18 protein-coding genes are annotated in these 23417 nt (G+C 71.6%); 6 read left to right on the top strand and 12 right to left on the bottom strand.

Annotated elements, in window-relative coordinates; genetic code table 11:
* Positions 1 to 56: 56 nt before the first annotated feature.
* Positions 57 to 857: an APH(3'') family aminoglycoside O-phosphotransferase gene (locus AC07FN_RS26775; RefSeq protein ID WP_478398123.1), complete on the top strand. Its 801-nt coding sequence runs from the start codon at positions 57 to 59 to the stop codon at positions 855 to 857.
* A 64-nt stretch (positions 858 to 921) separates the two neighbouring features.
* Here AC07FN_RS26775 and AC07FN_RS26770 read toward each other — a convergent pair whose 3' ends face one another.
* From AC07FN_RS26770 to AC07FN_RS26760, 3 genes are all read right to left on the bottom strand, one after another.
* The gene (locus AC07FN_RS26770) at positions 922 to 2277 is read right to left on the bottom strand and encodes a vWA domain-containing protein (RefSeq protein WP_358569314.1); all 1356 of its coding nucleotides are present in this window, start codon (positions 2275 to 2277) and stop codon (positions 922 to 924) included.
* Positions 2274 to 3161, bottom strand: a complete 888-nt coding sequence (locus AC07FN_RS26765) for an AAA family ATPase (RefSeq protein ID WP_452614497.1) — start codon at positions 3159 to 3161, stop codon at positions 2274 to 2276. The genes AC07FN_RS26770 and AC07FN_RS26765 overlap by 4 nt, the downstream gene beginning before the upstream one ends.
* A gap of 182 nt (positions 3162 to 3343) precedes the next feature.
* Positions 3344 to 4255: a DMT family transporter gene (locus AC07FN_RS26760; protein ID WP_478398122.1), complete on the bottom strand. Its 912-nt coding sequence runs from the start codon at positions 4253 to 4255 to the stop codon at positions 3344 to 3346.
* A gap of 82 nt (positions 4256 to 4337) precedes the next feature.
* On the opposite strand from AC07FN_RS26760, the gene AC07FN_RS26755 reads away from it, so the two are divergent.
* On the top strand, positions 4338 to 5246 hold the full coding sequence (locus AC07FN_RS26755) for a LysR family transcriptional regulator (protein ID WP_478398121.1): 909 nt from the start codon (positions 4338 to 4340) through the stop codon (positions 5244 to 5246).
* On the opposite strand, the gene AC07FN_RS26750 is transcribed toward AC07FN_RS26755, so the two are convergent.
* The 7 genes from AC07FN_RS26750 to AC07FN_RS26720 all read right to left on the bottom strand — a co-directional run bounded on the left by AC07FN_RS26750 (position 5200) and on the right by AC07FN_RS26720 (position 14229).
* Positions 5200 to 5460 carry a hypothetical protein gene (locus AC07FN_RS26750; protein ID WP_478398120.1) on the bottom strand — a complete coding sequence of 87 codons (261 nt, stop codon included), beginning with the start codon at positions 5458 to 5460 and terminating at the stop codon, positions 5200 to 5202. The genes AC07FN_RS26755 and AC07FN_RS26750 overlap by 47 nt on opposite strands.
* An 84-nt stretch (positions 5461 to 5544) precedes the next feature.
* On the bottom strand, positions 5545 to 6384 hold the full coding sequence (locus AC07FN_RS26745; RefSeq protein ID WP_478398119.1) for an endonuclease/exonuclease/phosphatase family protein: 840 nt from the start codon (positions 6382 to 6384) through the stop codon (positions 5545 to 5547).
* Positions 6385 to 6635: 251 nt separating this feature from the next.
* Positions 6636 to 7568, bottom strand: a complete 933-nt coding sequence (locus tag AC07FN_RS26740) for a tellurite resistance/C4-dicarboxylate transporter family protein (protein WP_478398118.1) — start codon at positions 7566 to 7568, stop codon at positions 6636 to 6638.
* Between the two features lie 5 nt (positions 7569 to 7573).
* Positions 7574 to 8305 carry a respiratory nitrate reductase subunit gamma gene (narI, locus tag AC07FN_RS26735; RefSeq protein ID WP_478398117.1) on the bottom strand — a complete coding sequence of 244 codons (732 nt, stop codon included), beginning with the start codon at positions 8303 to 8305 and terminating at the stop codon, positions 7574 to 7576.
* On the bottom strand, positions 8302 to 8919 hold the full coding sequence (narJ, locus tag AC07FN_RS26730; RefSeq protein ID WP_478398116.1) for a nitrate reductase molybdenum cofactor assembly chaperone: 618 nt from the start codon (positions 8917 to 8919) through the stop codon (positions 8302 to 8304). Before narJ ends, narI begins: the two co-directional genes overlap by 4 nt.
* Positions 8916 to 10484: a nitrate reductase subunit beta gene (narH, locus tag AC07FN_RS26725; protein WP_478398115.1), complete on the bottom strand. Its 1569-nt coding sequence runs from the start codon at positions 10482 to 10484 to the stop codon at positions 8916 to 8918. Before narH ends, narJ begins: the two co-directional genes overlap by 4 nt.
* 25 nt (positions 10485 to 10509) lie before the next feature.
* Positions 10510 to 14229 (bottom strand): nitrate reductase subunit alpha, encoded by a 3720-nt coding sequence (locus tag AC07FN_RS26720; protein WP_478398114.1) that lies wholly within the window; start codon positions 14227 to 14229, stop codon positions 10510 to 10512.
* 686 nt (positions 14230 to 14915) lie between these two features.
* Between AC07FN_RS26720 and AC07FN_RS26715 the strand changes: the two genes are divergently transcribed.
* Positions 14916 to 18305 (top strand): NAD-glutamate dehydrogenase domain-containing protein, encoded by a 3390-nt coding sequence (locus AC07FN_RS26715; protein ID WP_478398113.1) that lies wholly within the window; start codon positions 14916 to 14918, stop codon positions 18303 to 18305.
* Between the two features lie 17 nt (positions 18306 to 18322).
* Here the strand turns inward: AC07FN_RS26715 and AC07FN_RS26710 are convergent, their stop codons facing one another.
* Positions 18323 to 18961 carry a TetR/AcrR family transcriptional regulator gene (locus tag AC07FN_RS26710; protein WP_478398112.1) on the bottom strand — a complete coding sequence of 213 codons (639 nt, stop codon included), beginning with the start codon at positions 18959 to 18961 and terminating at the stop codon, positions 18323 to 18325.
* 45 nt (positions 18962 to 19006) lie between these two features.
* Between AC07FN_RS26710 and AC07FN_RS26705 the strand changes: the two genes are divergently transcribed.
* From AC07FN_RS26705 to AC07FN_RS26695, 3 genes are all read left to right on the top strand, one after another.
* Complete coding sequence (locus AC07FN_RS26705) at positions 19007 to 19882, top strand: lysostaphin resistance A-like protein (RefSeq protein ID WP_478398111.1); 876 nt, start codon at positions 19007 to 19009, stop codon at positions 19880 to 19882.
* 23 nt (positions 19883 to 19905) lie between these two features.
* The gene (locus AC07FN_RS26700) at positions 19906 to 20757 is read left to right on the top strand and encodes a helix-turn-helix transcriptional regulator (RefSeq protein ID WP_478398110.1); all 852 of its coding nucleotides are present in this window, start codon (positions 19906 to 19908) and stop codon (positions 20755 to 20757) included.
* Between the two features lie 70 nt (positions 20758 to 20827).
* Positions 20828 to 21589, top strand: a complete 762-nt coding sequence (locus tag AC07FN_RS26695; protein WP_478398109.1) for an SDR family NAD(P)-dependent oxidoreductase — start codon at positions 20828 to 20830, stop codon at positions 21587 to 21589.
* 294 nt (positions 21590 to 21883) lie between these two features.
* On the opposite strand, the gene AC07FN_RS26690 is transcribed toward AC07FN_RS26695, so the two are convergent.
* Positions 21884 to 23404: a molybdopterin-dependent oxidoreductase gene (locus AC07FN_RS26690; protein ID WP_478398108.1), complete on the bottom strand. Its 1521-nt coding sequence runs from the start codon at positions 23402 to 23404 to the stop codon at positions 21884 to 21886.
* Positions 23405 to 23417: the final 13 nt, after the last annotated feature.

Below are 23417 nucleotides of genomic sequence, written 5' to 3'. Positions count from 1 at the left end.
CAGCCCGGATTCGACCACGCGGCACCGCATTTCCGGTCTCCGATAGGGTCGGGCATATGTCCGAATCGTTGCGCGCCGTGCTTCCCGCCGGCCACGAGTGGCATCCCGTCCTGGGCGGGGAGTCCGGTGCCGGCACCTTCCGCTCCGCGGACGGCTCGCGCTACGCCAAGTGCGTCGCGCCTGACCAGGCCGGAGAGCTCGAACAGGAACGGGACAAGGCCGAATGGCTTTGCGCCAACGGGATTCCCGGCCCCCGCGTCCTCGACTGGAGCGCCGGTGACGAGGGCGCGTGCCTGGTGACGAGCGCGGTGGCGGGCGTGCCCGCAGACGCGGTTCCGGCCGAATCCCTCGCTCGCGCCTGGGAATCCATCTCCGATGCCGTGCGACGCCTGCACGAACTGCCCGCCGACTCCTGCCCGTTCAGCCGCGACCTGTCGAAGATGTTCGCGATCGCGCAGGACGTCGTCGCCCGCGGCGCGGTCAATCCCGAGTTCCTGGCGGTGGAACAGCAGCAGGAGGAGCCCGTCGCGCTGCTCGCGGACCTGGCCCCGCAGCTGCCGCAGCGGCTCGAACAGGAAGCCGCGGAGACCGTGGTCTGCCACGGAGACCTGTGCCTGCCCAACATCATCCTCGACCCGGACGCGATGGAGGTGGCTGGCTTCATCGACCTCGGCAGGCTCGGCACGGCCGACCCCTACGCCGACATCGCGCTGCTGCTGGCCAATTCCCGCGAAACGTGGCCAGACGAGAGCAGCGCGTCCGTCGCGGACGAGACCTTCGCCCGCCGGTACGGCATCGAGCTCGACGCCGACCGGCAGCGGTTCTACCTGCACCTGGACCCGCTCACCTGGGGCTGAGCTCAGAAGCGGCTGCGCCGCTTCGAAGGCGAACGGCCCGCACCGCCACCTCCAATGCGGCCGTTCAGACCGGGAGCAGGCGGGCGACCAGTTCGCTGAGGCGGCGGGCGTTGCGGCACTGGTGCATCTCGACGACCCCGGCGTAGGCGTGGGCCGCCGAATCGCCGGTCGACCAGCGGGCCGTCGGCTCGGGGTTGAGCCAGAACACCCGGCGCGCCCGGTCGACGACCTGCCCCAGCGCGGCCAGGTTCGGGTCCCAGCCGTTGGTGCGGGCATCGCCGAGGACCAGCACCGAGGTGCGCGGGCCGACCGCGTCCAGGTGGCGTTCGGCGAACTCACCCAGGGCGGCCCCGTAGTCGCTGCTGTCGTGCCAGCCGGTCACCGCCGCCTCGGTGAGGATGCGGCGGCCGAGCTCCACCGGGTCGGCCGAGCCGCCGGTGATCAGGCCGGTCACCTCGTCGGTGCGGTTGACGAAGGCGAACACCCGGACCTTGCTGAACTGGTCGTGCAGCGCCTGGACCAGCAGCATCGTGAAGTTCGCGAAGCCCGCCACGGACCCGGAAACGTCGCACAGCAGCACGATTTCCGGTCGCCCGGGCCGACGGCGCTGGTAGGCCGGGCGCAGCGGCACACCTCCGGTGGACAGCGAACGGCGCAGCGTCCGGCGCAGGTCGATCCGGCCGCGAGCGGCCTGCCTGCGGCGCGCCGCGAGCCGGGTGGCGAGCTTGCGGGCCAGCGGCTGCACCGCGCGGCGCAGGTCGGCGAGCTGCTCGCGTCCGGCGTTGAGGAAGTCGATCTGGTCGGCGCTGGGCGCGATGGCGTGCTTCGCGATCTGCTCCGTGCCGCGCAGTTCGGCCGAGCGGCGCCGGGCATCGGTGCGCACCCGGTTGCGGAAGTCCTCGATGCGCCGGCGGATCTCGTCCCGGTCGAGCCGGTCGGTGAAGTCGGCGGCCTCGCCGGCCCGCATCGCCGCGAGCACGCGCGCCAGCAGCGTCTGCGGCTGCAGCCGGTCGAGCGTCTGGTGCGCGGACCAGCCCTGCGGCCCGTCGCCGGAGCCGAACCGGCCGAGCGCGTCCACGGCCTCACCGGCGAGCTGGGTCATCGCCGACCGGTCGTTGGCGGCGAGCGCCTCGACCAGCCGCTGTTCCAGGTCCTGCTCGTCCCCGGTGCCTTCGGGACGGCCGACGCCGAGCGGGAAGTAGAGGTCGAAGGTCGCGTCGAACACCGCGCGCTGCCGGTCGGTGCGCAGCAGCGCCGCGGCGAGGCCCTCGCGGATGCGCTCCCGGTCGGCCAGTCCGAGCACGTCCAGAGCGGCGGCGGCATCGACGGTTTCGCCCGGCCCGATGCGGATCCCGTGGGACCGCAGCGCCTGGGCGAACCCGGTCAGCCGTTCGGGGAGGCCGTTGATCGGCTCGGTCATCCCACGGTCAGCTTCTCGGCGGCCTTGCTGACGTCGTCCTGGTGCTTGAGGATCACGCCGAGGCTGTCGCGGACGATCGCCTCGTCCAGGCTGTCCGCGCCGAGGGCGAGCAGCGTGCGGGCCCAGTCGATGGTCTCGGCCACCGACGGCGCCTTCCGCAGCTCCATCCCGCGCAGCGCGCCGACCACCTCGACCAGCGAATCGGCCAGCGCATCGTCGAGCCCGGGCACCTTGAGCCGGACGATCCGCTGCTCCAGCTCGGCGTCGGGGAAGTCGATGTGCAGGAACAGGCAGCGGCGGCGCAGCGCCTCGGAGAGCTCGCGGGTCGCGTTGGAGGTGAGCACCACGAACGGGCGCCGCGCCGCGGTGATCGTGCCCAGTTCGGGCACCGTGACCTGGAAGTCGCTGAGCACCTCCAGCAGCAGGCCCTCCACCTCGACGTCGGCCTTGTCGGTCTCGTCGATCAGCAGCACCGTCGGCTCCTCGCCGCGGATGGCGGTCAGCAGCGGCCGGGCGAGCAGGAACTCCTCGCTGAAGATGTCGGTGCGCGCCTCGTCCCAGGTCTCGTCGCGCCCGGCGGTGATCCGCAGCAGCTGCTTGGCGTGGTTCCACTCGTAGAGCGCGCGGGCCTCGTCGACGCCCTCGTAGCACTGCAGCCGGACCAGGCGAGCGCCGCCGACCTGCGCGACGGCCTTGGCCAGCTCGGTCTTGCCGACCCCGGCCGGGCCCTCCACCAGCAACGGCTTGCCGAGCCGGTCGGCCAGGAACACGGTGGTGGCGACGGCGGTCGAAGCGAGGTAGCCGGCCTCGGCCAGCTTCGCGGACACGTCGTCCACGGACGAGAAGAACCCGGTCCCGGCCGCTGGTGCGCCGCCATCGGTCATGCCGCAAACTCCCGTCCACCCGGCCCGGCGTGCCCAGGCCCCACCGAACTGAACACTTGCTCAGGCGGCGTCACTTTGTCAACGAGGCTGTGCGTCACGCGACGCGCGGGGGTGGGGCGGCGGTTTCGCGCGAAATCGGCGTCACGCCTCGCGAAGGCCGGCGGTTTCGCGCGAAACCGGCGCTAGCGGCCGGAGCGGCGGGCGATGGCGACTCCGACGAGGCAGATCGCTCCGCCGATCAGGCCGTACGTCGTCGGGATCTCCCCCAGCAGCAGCCAGGACAGCAGGATCGACACCACCGGTACGGCGTAGCTCGCGACGCTGAGCCTGCCCGCCGGCATCCGGTGGAGGGCGTAGGCCCATGTCGTGAAGCCGATTGCGGTCGGGAACAGTCCCAAGTAGACGGAGGCGAGGATCGCGCCGGCGGGCGCTGCCTGGAGTTCGGCGATCAGTTGCGGGGTCCACGGCAGGAGCACCGCGGTGGCGACGAGGCAGCCGAGCCAGATCGCGATCGTGCCGTCCACACCGCGAAGCGCGGCCTTCTGGACGAGCACCCCCGCCGCGTACAGGACGGCGGCCAGCACACAGAGCGCCGCGCCGAGCCAGTCCCGGTCGCCGGAGGAGCCCAGCGCGATGACCGACAGGCCGCCCAGCGCCACCACGGAGCCGGCGACGAGCGCCTTGGGATAGCCCTCGCCGAGGAACAGCCCCGCGCCGAACGCGATCAGCAGGGGCGCGATGTTCACCAGCAGCGCGGCGGTTCCCGCGTCGATGTGCCGCTCGGCGGCGTTGAGGACGACCGTGTACCCGGCGAGCCACAGCACCGCGTACACCGCGATCAGCGTCAGCGTGCGGCGGTTGCGGGGAACCGGCGCGGAGCCGCGGTGCCGGACCAGCACCAGGATCGTCAGCGCGGCGGCGGCGACCGCGATCCGGATCAGTGCCATCGGCGCTGGGGAGAGGGTTTCGCCGATGCCGCGGATGGCGACGAACGCCGACGCCCACAGCAGCACGGTCACGATGACGGCCGCGGCGGCCTTGCCGCGTTGTGCCCCGGCCGGGGCGGTTTCGGAGATCTGGAGCTGTCCGGTCACGCCAGCTATCGTCGCCAGCCCGATTGGCAAGGACAAGCGATTAATTCTGCACAATGATTAAGCTCACCTGTACAGTCGGGGCATGCTCGACGTACCCAGGCTCCGCGTGCTGCGGGCGGTTGTCGCAACGGGATCGATCCGCGCGAGCGCGGCGGCGCTCGGCTACACGCCATCGGCGGTGAGCCAGCAGCTCGCCTCGCTGCAACGCGAGACCGGGCTCCGGCTGTTCGAACGGGCCGGCCGGGGCATCGAACCGACCGAGGCCGGCCGCACGCTCGCGACCGAGTCGGAACCGCTGTTCCAGGCCCTGAGCCGGGTCGAAGGCGTCGTCGGAGATCTGCGCGCCGGCCGGGTCGGCAGCCTCTCGATCGGCTACTTCGGTTCCGCCGGCGCGACCTGGCTGCCCGCGCTCGTGGCCGCGCTGCGCACCGAGTTCCCCGAACTGCGGCTCGACCTGCGGATGACCGACATCGTCGACGCCGAACCCGACATCGACATCTTCGTCGAGTACCCGGACACCGAGCACTCCCAGCTGGTCGACGTGCACTGGCTCATCGACGACCCGTACCTCGCGATCGTCCGCGACGACGACCCGCTCGCGCAGCGCGCCGAGGTGCCGCTGGCGGAGCTGGCGGAGCAAAACTGGGTCGACAACGACATCGTCGAGGGCGCCTGCCGCCAGGTGCTCCTCGCGGCCTGCGCGGAGGCCGGGTTCGCCCCGCGGTTCGTCGTGGAGACGCACGACTACCAGACGGCGATCCCCTTCGTGGCAACGGGAATCGGCATCACGGTGATCCCCGGGCTTGGTATCGGGAACCTGCCCGCCGGGCTGCGCTCGGTGCCCGTGGTGTCACCGACCCCGATGCGGCGGATCAGCGTGGCGGTCAAGAAGTCGATCGCGGAGCACCCGGCGGCCGAACGCACCGTCGAACTGCTCCACGCGCTCACCCTGGAACCGCCGTACCGAGCGTCTCCATCCCTGGCCCGGTGAGTTCGGCGGCCACCAGTTCGCCGGGCACGCCGGGCGCGGCCGGGCGCATCAGGCCCTGGTGCACGAGACGGTGCGCCGTCTGCTGATCGCAGAAGGCCACGCCGTCGATGAACAGATCGGGCTCGCAGCTGCAGGTGATCTTCACCCGCCCCGCGGCCACCGCTTGGAGCGCGGCGCGCTCCCGGTGGTTGAGTTCGAAACGCACGTCGGACATCGCCCCCAGCTCCCTCCCGACGTCGTCGACGTTCGGGAGCAGAGTCTCCCAACCGCCGCGGCCGGGCGGGAAGAGTAGGAAGGCCTATCCCGTGATGGTCACGAGCACCGGCCGGTGATCGGAGGCCTGCGTGCCGGGCACCTCGGCGCGGGTCGCGCGCAGCCGCCCGGCGAAGGTCACGTAGTCGATCCTCTTCTCGGGATCCGGGGCGGGGAACGTCAGCCCGCCGCCCGGCCCGTTCGCGGCGGCCCAGCCGTCCCGCATGCGCGCCAGCAGCGGCGCCAGCTCCGGCGCGTCGGGCCCGGCGTTGAAGTCGCCGAGCAGGAGTTGCCGGGCGTGCGGCGGATCCTGGTCCAGGATGCGGATCGTCTCGGCGACCTGCGTCCGCCGGACTGCCGGATCGGGCCGGTAGTCGAGGTGCGTCACGTAGACGTGGGTCGGCCCGCCGGGAGTCGCGAGGACGGCTTCGGCGAAGCCGGGCATCGGCTTCGGCACCGGCTCGGGATCGACCGTGGAGAGCCGGGTGATCTCGTGGTTCTCGGCCCCGATGATGGGGAACCGGCTCAGCAGCGCGACGCCGTACCGGCGGCGCTCGGTGCGCCCGGGCTCCGGATCGAGGTCGTAGATGGGCGCGAAGTAGGAGTGCATGCCGGTCATCCGGGCCAGCTGCGCGACCTGGTCGGCGTACCCGCTGCGCGCCGCCCAGTGCACGTCGACCTCCTGCAGGCCGACGACGTCCGCGCCGGCGATGACCTCGGCGGTGCGGGCCAGGTCGAGCCGGCCGTCGGCGCCGATGCCGGTGTGGATGTTGAAGTCGAGGACGTCCATGCCGCGGTGGGGCGCGGCCTGCGCGGTGTGCGGCAGCAGCGAGATCAGCGCCGCGGCGAGGGCGATGACGACATTGCTCCGGCGAGAGGCGGTCACGAGCCGGCAGCATACGAGCCGCCGGTGACGCCGTCATGGATTCCGCCTTGCGGAAGCGAAAAGCGCGGATCACGACCGGGAGCCTGTCGTGAGCGGTCGTGGTCGCCAGAGCGGCCGTATCCACTCACGATCCCCGCCGGCTCAGCCCGCTGCCGCCATGGAGTCCGCCATCCGGCCGTTGACCAGCTCAGGTCGCCCTGGTGGATCGCCAACTCGGTCGCGTCGTCGCGGATCCCGGCGAAATCGTCCGATCACGGGCCGGGTTTCGGGCTTGTGAGGTTGTGGATGGTGCCCCAGGCGGTCAGGCAGAGGACCGCCAGGGCCGGCCACAGGAGGATCCGGGCCGCGTCGGCCATCCACACCATGCCCGTCGCCGCGGCCGTGCCGAAGCTCGCCGCGCACGTCATGCCGAGCGGGAAGACCGTTGCCCAGCGGCGGAAGTCGTAGCGCAGGCGCGGCGCCAGCAGTTCCGCCACCGCCAGCACCACGTACCAGCACATGGTGATCAACCAGAGCGCGATGCCGATCGCGCGCACCGCGGTGGCGAGTTCGGCCGGCGCGGCCAGCTCCCGCACCGCGGCGTGCAGCTTGGCGACGGCCACCGTGCTGATCGCGAGCGCCCCGCCAGCGACCCAGTGGTCACCCGCTCCGCGGGCCACCTGCCGGAAGTCGAACCGGACGAGCACCAGGACGTAGAGCACCAGGCCGATCGCCGCCGAGATCGCGCAAACCGCGAGCAGGAACGGAGATCGCGCGTCGGCGGCCAGCTGACCGGCCAGCACCGCCAGCGACTGCGTGCCGACGCAGACCAGGAAGCTCACCCCGACCGTCGGGGTGGCCAGGCCGCGCAGCACCCGGGGCATCAGCCCCGACCACAGCAGCGCCGTCAGCACGAGGAAGATCCAGCCGGCGGGCCAGCCGTGCAGGACCAGGGCGAGGCCGAGGACACCGGTCCCGGCGACGCACGTCAGGGCGCCGGGCCGGCCGGCCTCCGACCTCCATCGCTCGGTGTCGAAGACCAGCCGCGCCAGGAACGCCGCGCCCAGCAGTGCCCACAACAACGCGGCCACCGCGAGCAGCACCGCCGACAGCACGGGGAAACCCGCCAGGTGCGCGGCGACCGACATCACCCCGAGGCCCATCACCGCCGCCCCGGATTCGGGCGGCACGCGTTGCCAGATCATCCGCGTTACAGCCGCTGCCAGCCCCGCGGCGCCTGCCTGGTGCCCACGCGGTCACCGCTGCGGCTGCGGTAGACCACGTAGGGGCGGAACAGGTAGTGCACCGGTGCGCTGAAGGCGTGCACGAGCCGGCCGAACGGCCACAGCGCGAACAGGGCGAGGCCGAGCAGCGCGTGCAGCCGGTAGTCCAGCGGTGCGTGCGCCATCAGCTCCGGGTGCGGCTGCAGCAGGAAGATCCCGCGGAACCACGGCCCGATCGTGTCGCGGTAGTCGTACGGGCCGCGGACGCCGTTGTCGATGACGGTCGTCCACAGGCCGAGGCAGATCGTGGCCGTCAAAGCGGTGTAGGTGAACAGGTCGCTGCGGCTGGTCGCGGCGCGCACCGCGTGGTTGCGCAGCCGCCGCCACAGCAGGACCAGCAGCCCGGCCAGCGCCGCGCAACCCGCGAACGTGCCCATGCCCAGCGACACCAGGTGGTAGTTCGACTCCGTCACGCCGAACAGCTCGGTGAGCCATTTCGGCACCACCAGCCCGAGCACGTGCCCGCCGACGACGAACAGCAGTCCGTAGTGGAACAGCGGGCTGCCGATCCGCAGCAGGCGGGATTCGTGCAGCTGGCTGGACCGGGTGGTCCAGCCGAACTTGTCATACCGGTACCGCCACACCGCGCCGCCGACGAACACGGCGAGCACGACGTACGGCAGCACGGCCCACAGCACCACATCGATCGGGCTGGTCATCGGCGGCCTTCCTGGAGGGTGAGCGAAAAGGGCTGCAGGCCGACCTGCTCGGTCGGCGGTTGCGCGGGAACGACATCGCGTTCGCGCTGCTGCGGCACAACGTCTAGCACGGCCTGCACGGCCCCGGCGTAGGGCGTGCCGAGCTCGGCCAGCTTGCGGTGCAGCACCTCGATCGCCGGCCGGAACTGGCCGAGCAGGCGCTCGCCTTCGCGCCGCTCGGCGGCCGAGAACTCCAGCAGCGCGGGCAGGTAGTCCGGCAGCTCACCGCCGCCGACGCGGTATCCGTGCGAGCGGTAGAGGCCCGCCAGCTCGGCCAGCGCGCCACCGCGCAACCGGGTGTCGCCGTGCACGTACCAGGTCAGGTACAGCCCGCGGCGGGGGCTGACGTCGAACACCTCGACGTAGTGCTGCTCGGCCTCCTGCGCCGGTGTTCCCGCGAGGTGATCCAGGATGCGGCGCAGGTGCTGCGCCGGGTCGGTCCCGGCGATCTCGCCGAGGGATTCCCGCAGCAGGCCCATCCGCCCAGCCAGCTCGGCGTCGGGGTAGTGCAGGCACCACGCGGCGATCTGGCGCACCAGCGCGCGCGACCGGGAATCCGGTCGGCGGCGCCTCACGACTTCTCCCCGCGCAGCGTCGGGAACATGCCCTCCGGGCGCCCGCCCTCGTCCCACACGACCAGGTCGGTGCTGCCCGAGCGCAGACCGCCCATGCCGGGGCCGCCGTCGGTGTCCAGGCTGCACGTCGTCGCCAGCGCCTCCAGCTCGTGCGCGTCGCCGATGCCCGCGGTCGGGATGACGTAGCGGTCGTCGTACTTCGCGATGGCCAGCAGCCGGTACATCGACCGCAGCTCCGCGGTGTCCAGCCCGGCCGCCCGGACCGGACCCTCGTCCGGCGGCTCGTCCAGGTTCACCGACCGCATGTAGGAGCGCATCGCCGCGAGCTTCCGCAGGGAGTCGCGCACTGGGCCGATGTCGCCCGCGGTGAACAGCTCGGCCAGGTACTCGATCGGGATGCGCAGCGCGTCGATGGCGCCGAAGAGGTTCCCGGCGTCCTCGCCGTCGAACCCGGTCTCGGCGACGGCGTCCACCACCGGCGACAGCGGCGGGATGTACCAGACCATCGGCATGGTGCGGTATTCCGGGTGCAGCGGCAGCGCGACGCGGTACCGGCAGATCAGGTCGTAGACCGGGGAGCGCCGGGCCGCCTCGACCCAGTCGTGCGGGATGCCCGCCCGCTCGGCCGCCGCCGCCACCTCCGGGTCGTCCGGGTCGAGGAAGAGATCGCGCTGCGCCGGGTAGAGCCCGTGCTCGTCGGTCACCGCCGCCGCCTCGCCGACCCGGTCGGCGTCGTAGAGCAGCACGCCGATGTAGCGCAGCCGGCCGACGCAGGTCTCCGAGCAGATCGTCGGCTGGCCGACCTCGATCCTCGGGTAGCAGAAGGTGCACTTCTCGGCCTTGCCGGTCTTGTGGTTGAAGTAGACCTTCTTGTACGGGCAGCCGGAAACGCACATCCGCCAGCCGCGGCAGCGGTCCTGGTCGACGAGCACGATGCCGTCCTCGGCGCGCTTGTACATCGCGCCGGACGGGCAGGACGCGACGCAGGACGGGTTGAGGCAGTGCTCGCAGATCCGCGGCAGGTAGAACAGGAACGACTGCTCGAACTCGAACCGGATGCGGGTGCCCAGCTCGTCGCGCAGCTTCGCCACCACCGGATCCGCCTCGCCGTGCTCGGGCGTGCCGCCCAGCGAGTCCTCCCAGTTCGGTCCCCATCGGACGTTCGCCGGGCGCCCGGTGATCGCCGAGTTGGGGCGGGCCACCGGGGTGTCGTCGCCCAGCGGCGCTTCGAGCAGCATCCGGTAGTCGTAGGTCCAGGGCTGGTAGTAGTCGTCGAGCTCCGGCAGGTCCGGGTTGGCGAACAGCGTCGCGAGCTTGCGCAGCCGCCCGCCGCCGCGCAGCTTCAGCCGGCCGCGGCGGTCGAGCTCCCAGCCGCCGCGCCACTGCCGCTGGTCCTCGTAGCGGCGCGGATATCCTTGTCCGGGGCGGGTTTCCACGTTGTTGAACCAGACGTACTCGACGCCACCCCGGTTGGTCCAGGTCTGCTTGCAGGTGACCGAGCAGGTGTGGCAGCCGATGCACTTGTCCAGGTTCATCACCATGGCCAGTTGTGCCATGACGCGCATCAGTACTCCTTTTCGACGCTCCGCGTCAGTACTCCACCGCTTGGTCGCGGCGGCGGATGACGGTGATCTCGTCGCGCTGGTTCCCGGTGGGACCGTGGTAGTTCAGCGCGAAGGACTGCTGGGCGTAGCCGCCGATGAGGTGCGTCGGCTTGATCTGCACGCGGGTCAGCGAGTTGTGGATGCCGCCGCGCCGGCCGGTGGTCTCGCTCTTCGGCACGTTCACCGTCCGGTCCTGCGCGTGGTACATGAACACGGTGCCGGTGGGCATCCGGTGCGACACGACCGCGCGGGCGACCACGACGCCGTTGCGGTTGACGGCCTCCACCCAGTCGTTGTCGGCGACTCCGATGGCGGCGGCGTCCGCCGGGCTCATCCAGAACGTCGGCCCGCCCCGGGAGAGCGTCAGCATGATCGGGTTGTCCTGGTATTCGCTGTGGATCGACCACTTCGAGTGCGGCGTCAGGTACCGCACCACCACCTCGGCGGTGCCGTCCGGGCCGAGCCGGGGTTCGCCTGCCAGGCGGTGCAGGTCCAGCGGCGGCCGGTACAGCGGCAGCTGCTCGCCGAGCTCGGCCATCCAGTCGTGGTCCAGGAAGAAGTGCTGGCGGCCGGTGAGGGTGTGCCAGGGCTTGAGCTGTTCGACGTTGATGGTGAACGGCGAGTAGCGCCGGCCGCCGGACTCGTCGCCGGACCACTCCGGGCTGGTGACCACCGGCACCGGCCGGGACCTGGTGTCGGCGAAGGTCACGCGGTGTCCGGTGTGGTGGGTCGAGATGTGCGTCAGGTCGCGTCCGACCCGCTCTTCCAGCGCCCGGAAGCCCTCGTTTGCCAGCCGGCCGTTGGTGGTGCCGGACAGCGCGAGGATGGCGTCGGCGGCCCGGCGGTCGGTGTCCAGCCGCGGGCGGCCCGCGGCCGGCCCGCCGACCGCGACCCCGTTGGACTCGGCCAGCCACGCCAGCTCCGGGCCGACCTCGACGGTGTAGCCCTTGGTCGTGGTGCCGAGCTTGTCCAGCAGCGGGCCGACCGCGCCGAGTTTCGCGGCCACCGCGGGATAATCGCGCTCGACGACGGTGAGCGCCGGCATGGTGCGGCCGGGAACGGGGTCGACTTCGCCGCTGCGCCAGTCGCGCAGCACGCCGCCGGGTTGCGCCGCCTCGCCCGGGGTGTCGTGGCCGAGCGCGGTCGCCACCACGTCCCGCCGGACGCCGAGGTGCCGTTCGGCGAGCTCGCTGAACTTCGCGGCGATGGCGTGGAACGCGTCGAAGTCGGTGCGGCACTGCCACGGCGGGTCGACGGCGGCGGTGAAGGAGTGCACGTACGGGTGCATGTCCGTCGAGGACAGGTCGTGCTTCTCGTACCAGGTGGCGGCGGGCAGCACGACGTCGGAGAACAGCGTGGTGCTGGTCATCCGGAAGTCCAGCGACAGCAGCAGGTCCAGCTTGCCCTCGGCCGCCTCGGCGCGGTGCACCTCGGCGGGCGGCTGTTCGGGCTCCGTCGAGCGCGGCGCCGCGTCGGTGCCCAGCAGGTGCTTGAGGAAGAACTCGTTGCCCTTGGCCGACGAGCCCAGCAGGTTGGAGCGCCACACCGTCAGCACCCGCGGCCAGTTCGCCGGCGCGTCCGGGTCCTCGCCCGCGAAACCGAGCCGCCCCTCCCGCAGTTCCCGCACGACGTGCTCGACGGGTTCGAGCCCGGCGGCCTCGGCCTCGTCGGCGAGGTCCAGCGGATTGCGGTCGAAGGTGGGGTAGGACGGCATCCAGCCCGCGCGCGTCGAGCGGGCGAGGCAGTCGGCGGCCGTCGCGCCGGCGAGCGTCCCGGCCGCGCCGGGCCAGGCGAGCGCGTCCGCGGTGAGCCCGTCGTAGCGCCACTGCCCGGTGTGCAGGTAGAACCAGGCGGTGCCGATCATCTGGCGGGGCGGGCGCTGCCAGTCCGCCGCGGACGCCAGCGTGGCCCAGCCGGTCAGCGGCCGGACCTTCTCCTGGCCGACGTAGTGCGCCCAGCCGCCGCCGTTGCGGCCCTGGCAGCCGGTGAGCATCAGCAGGGTCAGGAAAGTCCGGTACACCTCGTCGGAGTGGAACCAGTGGTTGGTGCCCGCGCCCATGAGGATCATGCACCGGCCCTTGGAGCGGATCGCGGTGTCGGCGAACTCGCGGGCGATCCGCGCCGCCCGCGCGGCGGGCACCGAGGTGATCTGCTCCTGCCAGGCGGGCGTGCCGGGCTGGTCCGCGTCGTCGTAGCCGGCCGGCCAGCTGCCGGGCAGGCCCTCGCGGCCGACCCCGTACTGCGCTAGCAGCAGGTCGAAGACCGTCGTCACCAGCGGGCCGTCCGGGCGCAGCCGGGTCGCCGGGACACCGCGGGTGACCGCCGCGCCGGTGCCGTCCGGGGCGTCGAAGCGGGGCAGCATCACCTCGACCGCTTCGGCGTCGTGGCCGTGCAGGCTCAGCCGCGGTGTCACGGCGCCGAGGTCGAGGTTCCACCGCCCGGTTTCGCCGTCGTTCCAGCGGAATCCCATGGATCCGTTGGGCACCACGGGTTCGCCGGTCGCGTCGTCGAGGAGCACCGTCTTCCACTCCTCGTGGGCGCCTTCGCCGCCGAGGTCGGCGGCGGTGACGAACTTGCCCGGCACGAGCCCGCCGCCGCGCTCGACGAGGCTGACCAGGAACGGCAGATCGGTGTAGCGCCGCACGTAGTCGGTGAAGAACGGCGTCGGGTCGTCGACGAAGAATTCCTTGAGCACCACGTGGCCCATCGCCACCGCCAGCGCCGCGTCGGTTCCTGGGTGCGGCGCGAGCCATTCGTCGGCGAACTTGGTGTTGTCGGCGTAGTCGGGCGAGACGACCACGACCTTCTGGCCCCGGTAGCGGGCCTCGGTCATCCAGTGCGCGTCCGGGGTGCGGGTCACCGGCACGTTGGAACCCCACATCATCAGGTAGGCGGCGTCCCACCAATCCGCGGACTCGGGCACGTCGGTCTGGTCGCCGAACACCTGCGGCGAGGCGACCGGCAGGTCCGCGTACCAGTCGTAGAACGACAGCATCGGCGCGCCGATCAGCGCCATGAACCGCGAGCCGACCGCGTGCGAGACCATCGACATCGCCGGGATCGGGGAGAACCCGGCGATCCGGTCCGGGCCGTGCGCGGTGATGGTGTGCACGTGCGCGGCGGCGATCATCTCGACCGCCTCGTCCCAGGTGATGCGGACCAGCCCGCCCTTGCCGCGCGCCCGCTGGTAGCGCGCCCGCTGCTCCGGATCGTCCACTATGGACTTCCAGGCGGCGACCGGATCGCCGGTCTCCCGCCGGGCCCGGCGGTACATCTCCACCAGCACGCCGCGGGCGTGCGGGAAGCGGATGCGGGTGGGGGAGTAGGAGTACCACGAGAACGAGGCGCCGCGCGGGCAGCCGCGCGGTTCGTACTCGGGCCGGTCCGGGCCGACGCTCGGGTAGTCGGTGTCCTGCGCCTCCCAGGTGATGATGCCGTCCTTGACGTACACGTTCCACCGGCAGGAGCCGGTGCAGTTCACGCCGTGCGTGGAGGGCACCACCTTGTCGTGGCTCCACCGGTCGCGGTAGAAGGCGTCGCCCTCGCGGCCGCCCTTGCGGTACACCGCGCGCAGGTCCGCGGAGGTGTCCGCTTTGGACACCAGGCGGCCCAGTCTCAGCAGTGCGTCACCGGCGTTGCCTTCCGTCCGGTCTTCGGGGAATCGTCCGGGTGCTCCTTCGGCATCCCGGATCGGTGCTGCGCACATGGTCACTTCTCCCGGTCTCGCGGAGAAACGTCGCGGCGAATACCGCGTTGGTCCGCGATCACAACCTAGGGTCGCGCTATCCGCCGCGCATCGTCATTAAGTATGGGAAACTTCACACGCTTTAATTGCGAAAAATCTCGGTGACCGATTTGCGCTACTGCGGTTAGTTGAATTTCTTTTGTCCAATTTGTCGATGAATTGATATTCCATTTAAAGCTGCATGAACAGCGGATTCGTACTAATGGGTGACTTATTGCAGGTATATACCAGCAATATTTTACGTTGCTTTGGAAACCCTTGAAGGATTCTCGATCGGCCCGATGTCGGTGGCATGTCCTTTTGAGCTACGCCTCGCCCGCTATTCGGCTCAAGTGAACCACCATTAGTCGTCGATCAATCGGAGGAATCGGCCGGGGTGGGCCCGATCGCGGGTCGTCCCGGTGCCCGGCCGCACTTCTGCGACGCCGCTCGGTCGGCGCAGCGTCGTTGATCTGTTCGGCGGTCCGGGCCTGCTCGGTGATCGTCCGATGTGGATGAACGGCCGGGGCCGTCGGCGGGGGCGGCTGGGGCGGAGATGCTGTGCCGTGGCGGGTGGTGCCCGGCGCGATGTGGGCCCGGTGGCGGCCGCCTAGACTCGGGCCAGGACCGTCGATGCGGCCCTCGTTTCGTCGAGGGGGTGGTGGCCGGTGGTCGTTCCCGCGACCGAGTCGTGGCAGGACGAGCTCCGCGTCCAGCTGGCGGATCGGTACGGCTCCGCCGAAGGGCGCCGGTTGTTCGCCCGGTACGCGGAGGCGTTTCCCGCTGGCTACCAGGACGTGTTCTCCGCGGGCCAAGCGGCCCTGGACGTCGGCGCGCTGGAGGAGTTCCGGCCCGGTGCGGGGCCCCGGCTGACGATGCTGCCGCTGCTGGGTTCCGGCGCGAACGCCCGGTTCGCGCTGCTGTGGTCGAGCCCGCGTCCGGCGCTGCTCGCCGACGTGTTCCCGGTGTTGGAGAACATGGGCCTGCGCATCGCCGACCACCGGCCGTTCGACGTGCGTCCGGCGGGCCGCGGCGCTGTCCGGGTCGAGGAGTTCGAGCTGCTGCCGAGGGATTCCGCGCTGCTGGCCGACCCGGTGGCCCGAGACCTGGTGGCGGCCGCGTTCACCGCGGTGTGGCGAGGGGACGCGGAGGACGACGGCTTCAACCAGCTCGTGCTGAAGGCCGGGATCGGCTGGCGGGATGTGGTGCTGCTGCGCGCGATCCACGCGTACCTGCGGCAGGGCGGCGTCACGTTCAGCCAGTCGTACGTGGAGCGCACGCTGCTCACGCACTGCGAGGTGACCAGGCTGCTGGTGGCGCTGTTCCGGACCCGCTTCGACCCGGCGGTCGCCGGCCCCGGACGGCAGGTCGCGCTGGACTCCCGCGTCGAGGAGGCACTCAATTCGGTGGTGCACCTCAACGAGGACCGAGTGCTGCGCGCGGTGCGGACCGTGGTGCTCGCGGCGGTGCGGACCAACTTCTTCCAGCGCGGGCGCGACGGCCACGCCAAGCCGCACCTGACGCTCAAGCTCGACCCGGGCGAACTGCCCTTCCTTCCCGGGCCTCGGCCCGCCGTGGAAACGTTCGTCTACTCGCCACGCGTGGTGGGCGTGCATCTGCGCGCGGCGAAGGTGGCTCGCGGCGGCATCCGCTGGTCGGACCGCCCGGAGGACTTCCGCGCGGAGGTGCTGGGCCTGCTGAAGGCGCAGATGGTCAAGAACGCGGTCATCGTGCCGCAGGGCGCCAAGGGCGCGTTCGTCGTCAAACGACCGCCGCCGAGCACCGACCCGGAGGCCGTGGCCGCGGAAGTGCGCGACTGCTACACGATGTTCGTCCGCGGGCTGCTCGACGTCACCGACAACCGCCGCGGCGGCGCGGTGCTCCGGCCGGCGGACACGGTCTGCCACGACTCCGACGACCCGTACCTGGTGGTGGCCGCGGACAAGGGCACCGCTGCGTTCTCCGACCTGGCGAACTCGATCGCCGCGGAGTACGGGTTCTGGCTGGGCGACGCGTTCGCGTCGGGCGGTTCGCGCGGCTACGACCACAAGGCGATGGCCATCACGGCGCGCGGCGCCTGGGAATCGGTGCGCCGCCACTTCGGCGAGCTGGGCGTGGACCCGGAGCGCGACGAGTTCACCGCGGCCGGGATCGGCGACATGTCCGGTGACGTGTTCGGCAACGCGATGCTGTTGTCGCGCACCGTGAAACTGGTCGCCGCCTTCGACCACCGGCACATCTTTCTCGACCCCGCACCGGATCCGCTGGTGTCCTGGACCGAGCGCCGCCGGCTGTCCGGCCTGCCGCGCTCCTCGTGGGCGGACTACGACCCGACGCTGACCTCGCCCGGCGGCGGGGTGTTCGCCCGCAGCGCGAAGTCGGTCCCGCTGACCGCGCAGGTCCGACGCGTCCTCGACGTCGACGTGGCATCGCTGCCCGCCGACGAGCTCATCCAGGCGATCCTGCGGGCGCCGGTCGACCTGTTGTTCAACGGCGGCATCGGCACCTACGTCAAGGCCGCCGCGGAGTCGAACGCACAGGTCGGCGACAGGGCGAACGAGGGTGCCCGGGTCGACGCGGACCAGGTGCGGGCGCGGGTGGTCGCCGAGGGCGGGAACCTCGGGTTCACCCAACCCGCCCGGATCGTGTTCGCCCTGCGCGGCGGCCGCATCAACACCGACTTCATCGACAACTCGGCGGGCGTCGACATCTCCGACCGCGAGGTGAACCTCAAGATCCTGCTGGACTCGGCCAGTGGGATCCCGTCGCAGCGCCGCGATCGGCTGCTCGCCGAAATCGACGCCGAGGTCGCCGAGCAGGTGCTGGCCGACAACTACCGGCAGGCGCAGTCCATCAGCGTCAGCGAAGCGCTCGGCCAGACCACCCTGGACCGGAACCTGCAGCTGATGCGATTCCTGGAGGGCGAGGGCTTCCTCGACCGGGTGCTGGAGTCGCTGCCGGACGACGAGGTCATCGCCCAACGGCGGGCCCTGGGGCTGGGATTGACCCGGCCGGAGTTGGCCATGCTGCTCGCGCACAGCAAGAACCAGTTCCACCGGATGGTGCTCGATTCGGCGGTGCCGGACGACCCGCAGGTGATGGCCGGGATCGTCGAGTACCTGCCCCCGGCGCTGCGCACCGAGTTCGCCGACGAGATCCAGGCCCACCCGCTGCGCCGGGAGATCGCCACGACCGTGCTGGCCAACGAGATGATCAACCGGCTGGGATCGGGGGTGCTGCGCCGCTTGATGCAGCTCACCGGCGATCTCAGTGCGCCGTTCCGGGTCTACGTCGCGACGCGCGACCTGCTGGACCTGCCCGCGATTTGGGCGGAGATCGACGCCCTGGAGCTGCCCCGGCACGCTCATGCCCAGTTGCGGCTGCTGGCTGCGGTCCGCGAGGTCGTCGAGCAGGTGGCGCTGTGGTTGCTGCGCAACCGCCGGGAGATCGACACGGCGGTCGAGGTGCGGCGGTTCCGGCCGGCGATGCTGCGGTTGGCCCACACCCTGCGCGGCCGGCTCACCGGGCGGGAGCGGCGGCGGGTGGAGCGGGCGATCGCCGCGCTAGCCGGGACCGGCGTCCCGGAGCGGCTGTGCGAGCGGGTCTTCGTGCTCGACCCGCTGTGCTCGGGCATGGACATCGCGGAGATCTCGTGGGCATCCGGCCGCGACCTGGAGTGGACGGCCGGGCTGTACTTCGCGCTGGGCGAGCGGCTCGACCTCGACTGGCTGAAGGAACAGGCGGTGGAACAGGTGAGCGACTCGCACTGGACCATGCTGGCCAAGGCATCGCTGCGCGACGACCTGCTCACCCAGCGCCGCAGGCTCACCGCCGCCGCGCTGCACGGCGCGGACGAATCGACGCCACCGGATCGGCTCGTCGACGCCTGGCTCGACGGCAACCTCGACCGCGTCCGGATGTACCGGGAGACCTTCGTGCTGCTGAAGGATGCCGCGGAGCCGGACGTGTCGATGCTGTCGGTGGCCCTCCAGGAACTGCGCAACCTGGCCCAGAGCGGCGGCGGAAACGCGGCCGAACTCGACGGCCTCGCGGACTGACGGTCTCTTGTGGATGCTCAGCCCGTCCGGGGCTTCTCCTTCGCGGAGCGGGAAACGAGCTCCAGCTCCGCGCGGAGCAGACGACGCACCTCGGCGGCCGGGAGCTCGCGCGGATAGGTCGCCGCCTGCAGCGTCATGCCGTCCACGAAGACGTGCAGGCGCCTGGCCAGCTGCTCCAGCCGGGCGTCGGGGAGCTCGTCGCCGATGGCGGCCGGGGGTGGCACGGCGCAGCAGTCCGCGACCGCGATCCGGCAGACGTGCCGTTCGCCTTCCCAGGCGGTCTTGCGCAGCCCGTCGAGCGAGTGGTCGACGCGCGCCCGCATCAGGCAGGCCGACCACACGTCCACCTCCACCCGCCGCTCGTCGTCGAGCGGGAGGAACTCCTCCAGCAGCAGCTGGGCCCGCCGCATGCCGGGTCGCTCGTTGCGACGGTGCTCGGCGAGGCGCGCGCCGGCATTGGTGGCCACCGCTTCCGCCGCGAAGCGGAGCAGTCCCCGCTGGCTGTCGAAGTAGTGCCGCAGCCCGCCGGCGGAGACGCCCGCCTCGTCGGCGACCTTCCGCACCGTGGCGCCCTCGATGCCGTCGCGGCTGATCACGGCCCACGCGGCACGGACGAGTTCGGCGCGCCGCTGGTCGTGGTCGACGAGCTTCGGCATGCCGTTTTTATAGCACATCTGTGCGGTAACCGTTACGGTACAGCTGTGCTGAATAAACTGCGGCGGGCGAGCGCGCCCGGTGGAACGGTCGTGCTCCTCGCGGGGCTGGCCGTGTTCGCCGGAGCCATCGCCCTGCTGTTCCTGACCGGCAACACGGGCATCAGGTACTCCGCCGACCACGACGACACCATTCCGCTGTGGCACCGCTGGATTCCGGCGCTCGTCGGCATCGTGCTCGTCCGCCTCGTGCCGCCGGATGCCCGGCGGGAGGCGGCCGGTCTGCCCGCGGGGAAGGCGGTCCGCATCGAGGCGTCCGTTCTCACGGCGGCGGCCGTGCTCTTCGCCGTGCTGCTGTGGTCGGCCGGGGGCGGCGAACCGGCTCACGTGGCGCTGAAGCTGGTGTTGTTGCTCGGAGTTCCGGCGGTGACCTTCTGGCTGCTGCGCCGCAAGGGCGCGGCTCGGACGTCGGCGCTCCAAGCGCCGGGGTCGTGGCGGAACTGGGGGCCGCTGATCCCGGTGGTGACCTGGTTCGTGCTCAGCTACACGGGCCCGCTGGCGATGCCGCCGAGCGACCTGGCGTTCACCGTCGATCTCGTCACGCTGATCGTCGCGGTGGTGGTGGGCTTCCTGATCAACAGCTTTCTCGAAGAGGTCTTCTACCGGCGGTGGCTGCAGACCAGGTGGGAGGTCCTGCTCGGGCGCTGGCCCGCCATCGTGCTCGCCTCGCTGCTCTGGGCGGTGTGGCACGTCGCCATCCAGGGCAACGGTGAACTCGGCGTCGATCTCGCCTCGGTCGTCGTCAACCAAGGCGTTCTGGGGCTCTTCCTCGGGTACCTGTGGAGCAAGTACCGCCTGATGTGGCCGCTACTGGTCGTCCACGGCGCGACCAACGCCGCCCCGATCCTGCTCGGCGTGCTCTGACGGCGTGTTCCTAGCATGGGCGGATGGATGTTTCGCGGCTTCCCGCAGCGGCCCGAGAGCGGCGCAGTACAGAGATGCGCGAGTTCCTGCGCTCGCGGCGGGCCCGGCTGACGCCCGAGGACGTCGGGATGCCGGCCGGGCGCGGGCGGCGCACGCCGGGGTTGCGCCGCGAGGAGGTCGCCGTGCTCGCCGGGGTCGGCGCGTCCTGGTACACCTGGCTGGAGCAGGGCCGGGAGATCAACGTGTCCGCCGAGGTGCTGGACGCCATCGCGCGCGTGCTGCGGCTCGACACCGCCGAGCGCGAACACCTCTACCTGCTGGCGGGGCTCAACCCACCGCAGGCGCCACCGGTGGACCGGGAAGTCGCGCCCGAGCTGCGGCGGGTGATCGACGGCTGGCTGCCGCGCCCCGCCTACGTCATCGACCGGCACTGGAACCTCGTCGCCGTCAACCGCGCGGCCGAGGAGGTGTTCGGTTACGGCCAGATCGATCACAACTGCCTGGTCAGCTTCTTCACCAACGCCCGCTACCGGGCCGCGATCTGCCACTGGGAGGACGCGGCGCGGAAGATCGTCGGCCAGTTCCGGGCGGATGCCGCGCGCTACCCGGACGACCCGGAGTTCGGCCGGCTGGCCGAGGACATGTGCGCGGTGAGCGCCGCGTTCGCCGACATCTGGGCGGAGCACGGGATCGGCAGCGCGACCCAGGGGATCAAGGTCGTCGACCACCCCGCGGTCGGGGAGCTGGTCTTCGAGTACAGCTCGCTGCCGCTGGCCGATCAGCCGGGACACCGGCTGCTGCTGCACGTGCCGAAGCCGGGCACCGCCACCGAACCGCGGCTGGAAGAGCTGCTGGCCGAACCGGCGGCGCGCTGAGACTGGTGGTGCCAGACCCAGGCTCGGCCGACACTCCCGGAGGCGCTTGCGCCGCCTGAAGATCGTTGGCATGAAGCGATTCACGAACAAGACCGTCCTGATCACCGGCGGTGCCAGCGGTATGGGGCTCGCCACCGCGCGTCGGCTCCTCGACGAAGGCGCGTACGTCGTCATCAGCGGTCGCGACCAGGCACGCCTGGATGCCGCCGCCGCAGGGCTCGACGCGGACCGGCTCGTCCCCGTCCGCGCCGACGTGACCTCGCAGGACGACCTGGACCGCCTAGTGCGGCGGATCGAGACCTGGCGCGGCGGGCTGGACGCGGTGTTCGCCAACGCCGGCGTCGGGATCTTCAAGCCGAGCGCCGAGCTCACCGAGGCGGACTTCGACCGCACCGTCGACGTCAACTTCAAGGGTGTCTTCTTCACCATCAGCAAGGCCCTGCCGCTGATGCGCGACGGCGGGGCGATCGTCATCAACGCCTCCTGGACGTTGCAGCGCGGGCTGCCCATCGCCTCGATCTACTCCGCGACCAAGGCCGCAGTGCACAACCTCGCTCGCACGCTCGGCGCCGACCTCGCACCGCGCGGCATCCGGGTCAACTCGGTCAGCCCGGGCTACATCGACACGGAGATGTACCGGGCCGCGAACCAGGATCCCGAAGCCGAGGCGCGCAACGCCGCCGAGGTACCGCTGGGTTCTCTCGGTCACCCGGACGACGTGGCTGCGGCGGTGGCGTTCCTGGCCTCCGACGACGCCGCTTACATCACCGGCCAGGACCTCCTCGTCGACGGCGGCCTCGTGGGCTCGTTCCCCGTCGCGCCGGCGTCGTGAGCTGCTGATCAGCCCGAGTATTCGCGAATCCGAAGGAACTGCAAGGAAGATGAGTGCCCTCGTGGGTGTCCGGGATCGCGCTGGTCGCGATCCTGCCGACTTCGGCTACCGGGCCGGGCGTGGCGCTGCCGCACATCCGACAACCTCGGCCGGCGGTCGTTCTTCGGCTCGCACGCGCTGCTGGTGCTGGCCGCCGTCCCGTTCCCGTGGGAGTTCCGCGGCGCTTCCGCGTCCAAAGTGGATTGGCGGGTACCTCGACGTTCGTCGCCGAGGTCGCGGCGCCAGCCGTAGTCGTCATGCGGTGCAGGTGAATCGCACGGCGTGCCAGCCGGTTGCGCCGTCCGGGACGACCGAGCGGTTTTCCGGCGTCTGCGGCTTGCCGGTCCGGTCGGTCGCCCGGCATTCCACGACGTGATCGCCGGGCGGGAGGTCCAGGGTGGCGCGCCACATCCGCCAGGTGTCGCGGTTGACGTCGGTGGCGAGCTCGGCGGGCCGCCACTCGCCGCCGTCGGCGCGGACCTCCACCCGGTCGATGCCGGTGTGCTGCGCCCAGGCGATGCCGGCCAGCACCACCGGACCGGCGGGCACCGTTCTCCCCGGCCGCGGGCGGTCGATGCGGGACTCGGTCTTGATCGGCGCCTGCCGGGCCCAGCCCCGCCGCTCCCAGTAGTGCTGCCGGTCGAAGGTGGTGACCTCGGCGTCCACCAGCCACTTGGTCGCCGACACGTAGCCGTACAGCCCGGGGACGACCATGCGGACCGGGAAGCCGTGCTCGGTGGGCAGCGGCTCGCCGTTCATGCCGACGGCCAGCAGCGCGCCCCGGTCCGGTTCGAGCAGCACGTCCAGGGGCGTGCCCGCGGTGTAGCCGTCGACGCTGGTGGTGAACAGCTGCTGGGCGCCGGGCCGCACGCCGGCCTCCAGCAGGAGGTCGCGCACCGGCACGCCGACGAACGTCGCCGTGGAGATCAGCGGGCCGCCGACCTCGTTGGACACGCAGGTGAGCGTGATCGGGCGGGCCTCCACCCGGCGCTGCAGCAGGTCGTCGTAGGTCAGCTCCAGCTCGCGCCGCACCATGCCGTGCAGCCGCAGCCGCCAGTCCTCGGCGCGGAGCTGCGGAACCGCCAGCGCCGTGTCGATCCGGTAGAAGTCCCGGTTCGACGTCAGGAACGTCGGGGTGCCGGAGGAGACGAAGTCCGCGCCGGGCGGGATGGGCGGCTCCGGGACCTTCGGGATGCGCGCGGCGGCCGCGAGACGCGAGGAGATCACGTCCGCGCCGCGTTGCAGGAAGCCGCCGACGATGCCGGCGGCGCTCGCGCCGAGGACCACCAGCGACGACGTGATCAGGAACTTCCGCCGACTCGCGTCCACCTCGGCCGGGGCCTCGGCACCGGGCCGGGCGGCCCGGTGCAGCCACCAGAACACGACGACGCCGACCACCACGGACGTCAGCGCCGCGAGCACGCCGCCCTCCGGCCGGGACATCGCCGCGGCCACGCCGGCCATTCCGAACAGGCCGATCACGACCGCGCCCGGCCACCAGCGCCGCCGGGACAGCAGCCCTGCCACGACCGCAAGGGCCGCGATCACGAGGACCATGCCGGTCTGCAGCGCCAGCTTGTCGGCAGTGCCGAACAGCGCGATGGCCAGTTCCTTCACCGGCTCCGGCGTCAGGTCGATCAACGCGCCGCCCACCGCGACGAACGGCGACGGGACGGCGGCCAGGCCTGCGACGAGGTGCCCCGCGCCGAGCGCGGCGGCGGTGGCGAGCAGGCCGATCACGGCGGCCCGCGGCCGTGAGATCGGTACTGAGGTCATGCCTCCATTCGAC

Source organism: Saccharopolyspora sp. NPDC045941 (genome assembly GCF_056431445.1).
The sequence above is the reverse complement of the archived record's forward strand: the minus strand, read 5'-3'. Positions and strand labels throughout refer to the sequence as shown.

What these genes read in the sequence shown, in the direction of transcription:
- AC07FN_RS26775 (WP_478398123.1), top strand. Translation starts at nt 57, where the DNA reads ATGTCCGAATCGTTGCGCGCCGTGCTTCCCGCCGGCCACGAGTGGCAT.
- AC07FN_RS26770 (WP_358569314.1), bottom strand. Translation starts at nt 2,277, where the DNA reads ATGACCGAGCCGATCAACGGCCTCCCCGAACGGCTGACCGGGTTCGCC.
- AC07FN_RS26765 (WP_452614497.1), bottom strand. Translation starts at nt 3,161, where the DNA reads ATGACCGATGGCGGCGCACCAGCGGCCGGGACCGGGTTCTTCTCGTCC.
- AC07FN_RS26755 (WP_478398121.1), top strand. Translation starts at nt 4,338, where the DNA reads ATGCTCGACGTACCCAGGCTCCGCGTGCTGCGGGCGGTTGTCGCAACG.
- AC07FN_RS26750 (WP_478398120.1), bottom strand. Translation starts at nt 5,460, where the DNA reads ATGTCCGACGTGCGTTTCGAACTCAACCACCGGGAGCGCGCCGCGCTC.
- AC07FN_RS26740 (WP_478398118.1), bottom strand. Translation starts at nt 7,568, where the DNA reads ATGATCTGGCAACGCGTGCCGCCCGAATCCGGGGCGGCGGTGATGGGC.
- narI (WP_478398117.1), bottom strand. Translation starts at nt 8,305, where the DNA reads ATGACCAGCCCGATCGATGTGGTGCTGTGGGCCGTGCTGCCGTACGTC.
- narH (WP_478398115.1), bottom strand. Translation starts at nt 10,484, where the DNA reads ATGCGCGTCATGGCACAACTGGCCATGGTGATGAACCTGGACAAGTGC.
- AC07FN_RS26720 (WP_478398114.1), bottom strand. Translation starts at nt 14,229, where the DNA reads ATGTGCGCAGCACCGATCCGGGATGCCGAAGGAGCACCCGGACGATTC.
- AC07FN_RS26710 (WP_478398112.1), bottom strand. Translation starts at nt 18,961, where the DNA reads ATGCCGAAGCTCGTCGACCACGACCAGCGGCGCGCCGAACTCGTCCGT.
- AC07FN_RS26700 (WP_478398110.1), top strand. Translation starts at nt 19,906, where the DNA reads ATGGATGTTTCGCGGCTTCCCGCAGCGGCCCGAGAGCGGCGCAGTACA.
- AC07FN_RS26695 (WP_478398109.1), top strand. Translation starts at nt 20,828, where the DNA reads ATGAAGCGATTCACGAACAAGACCGTCCTGATCACCGGCGGTGCCAGC.
- AC07FN_RS26690 (WP_478398108.1), bottom strand. Translation starts at nt 23,404, where the DNA reads ATGACCTCAGTACCGATCTCACGGCCGCGGGCCGCCGTGATCGGCCTG.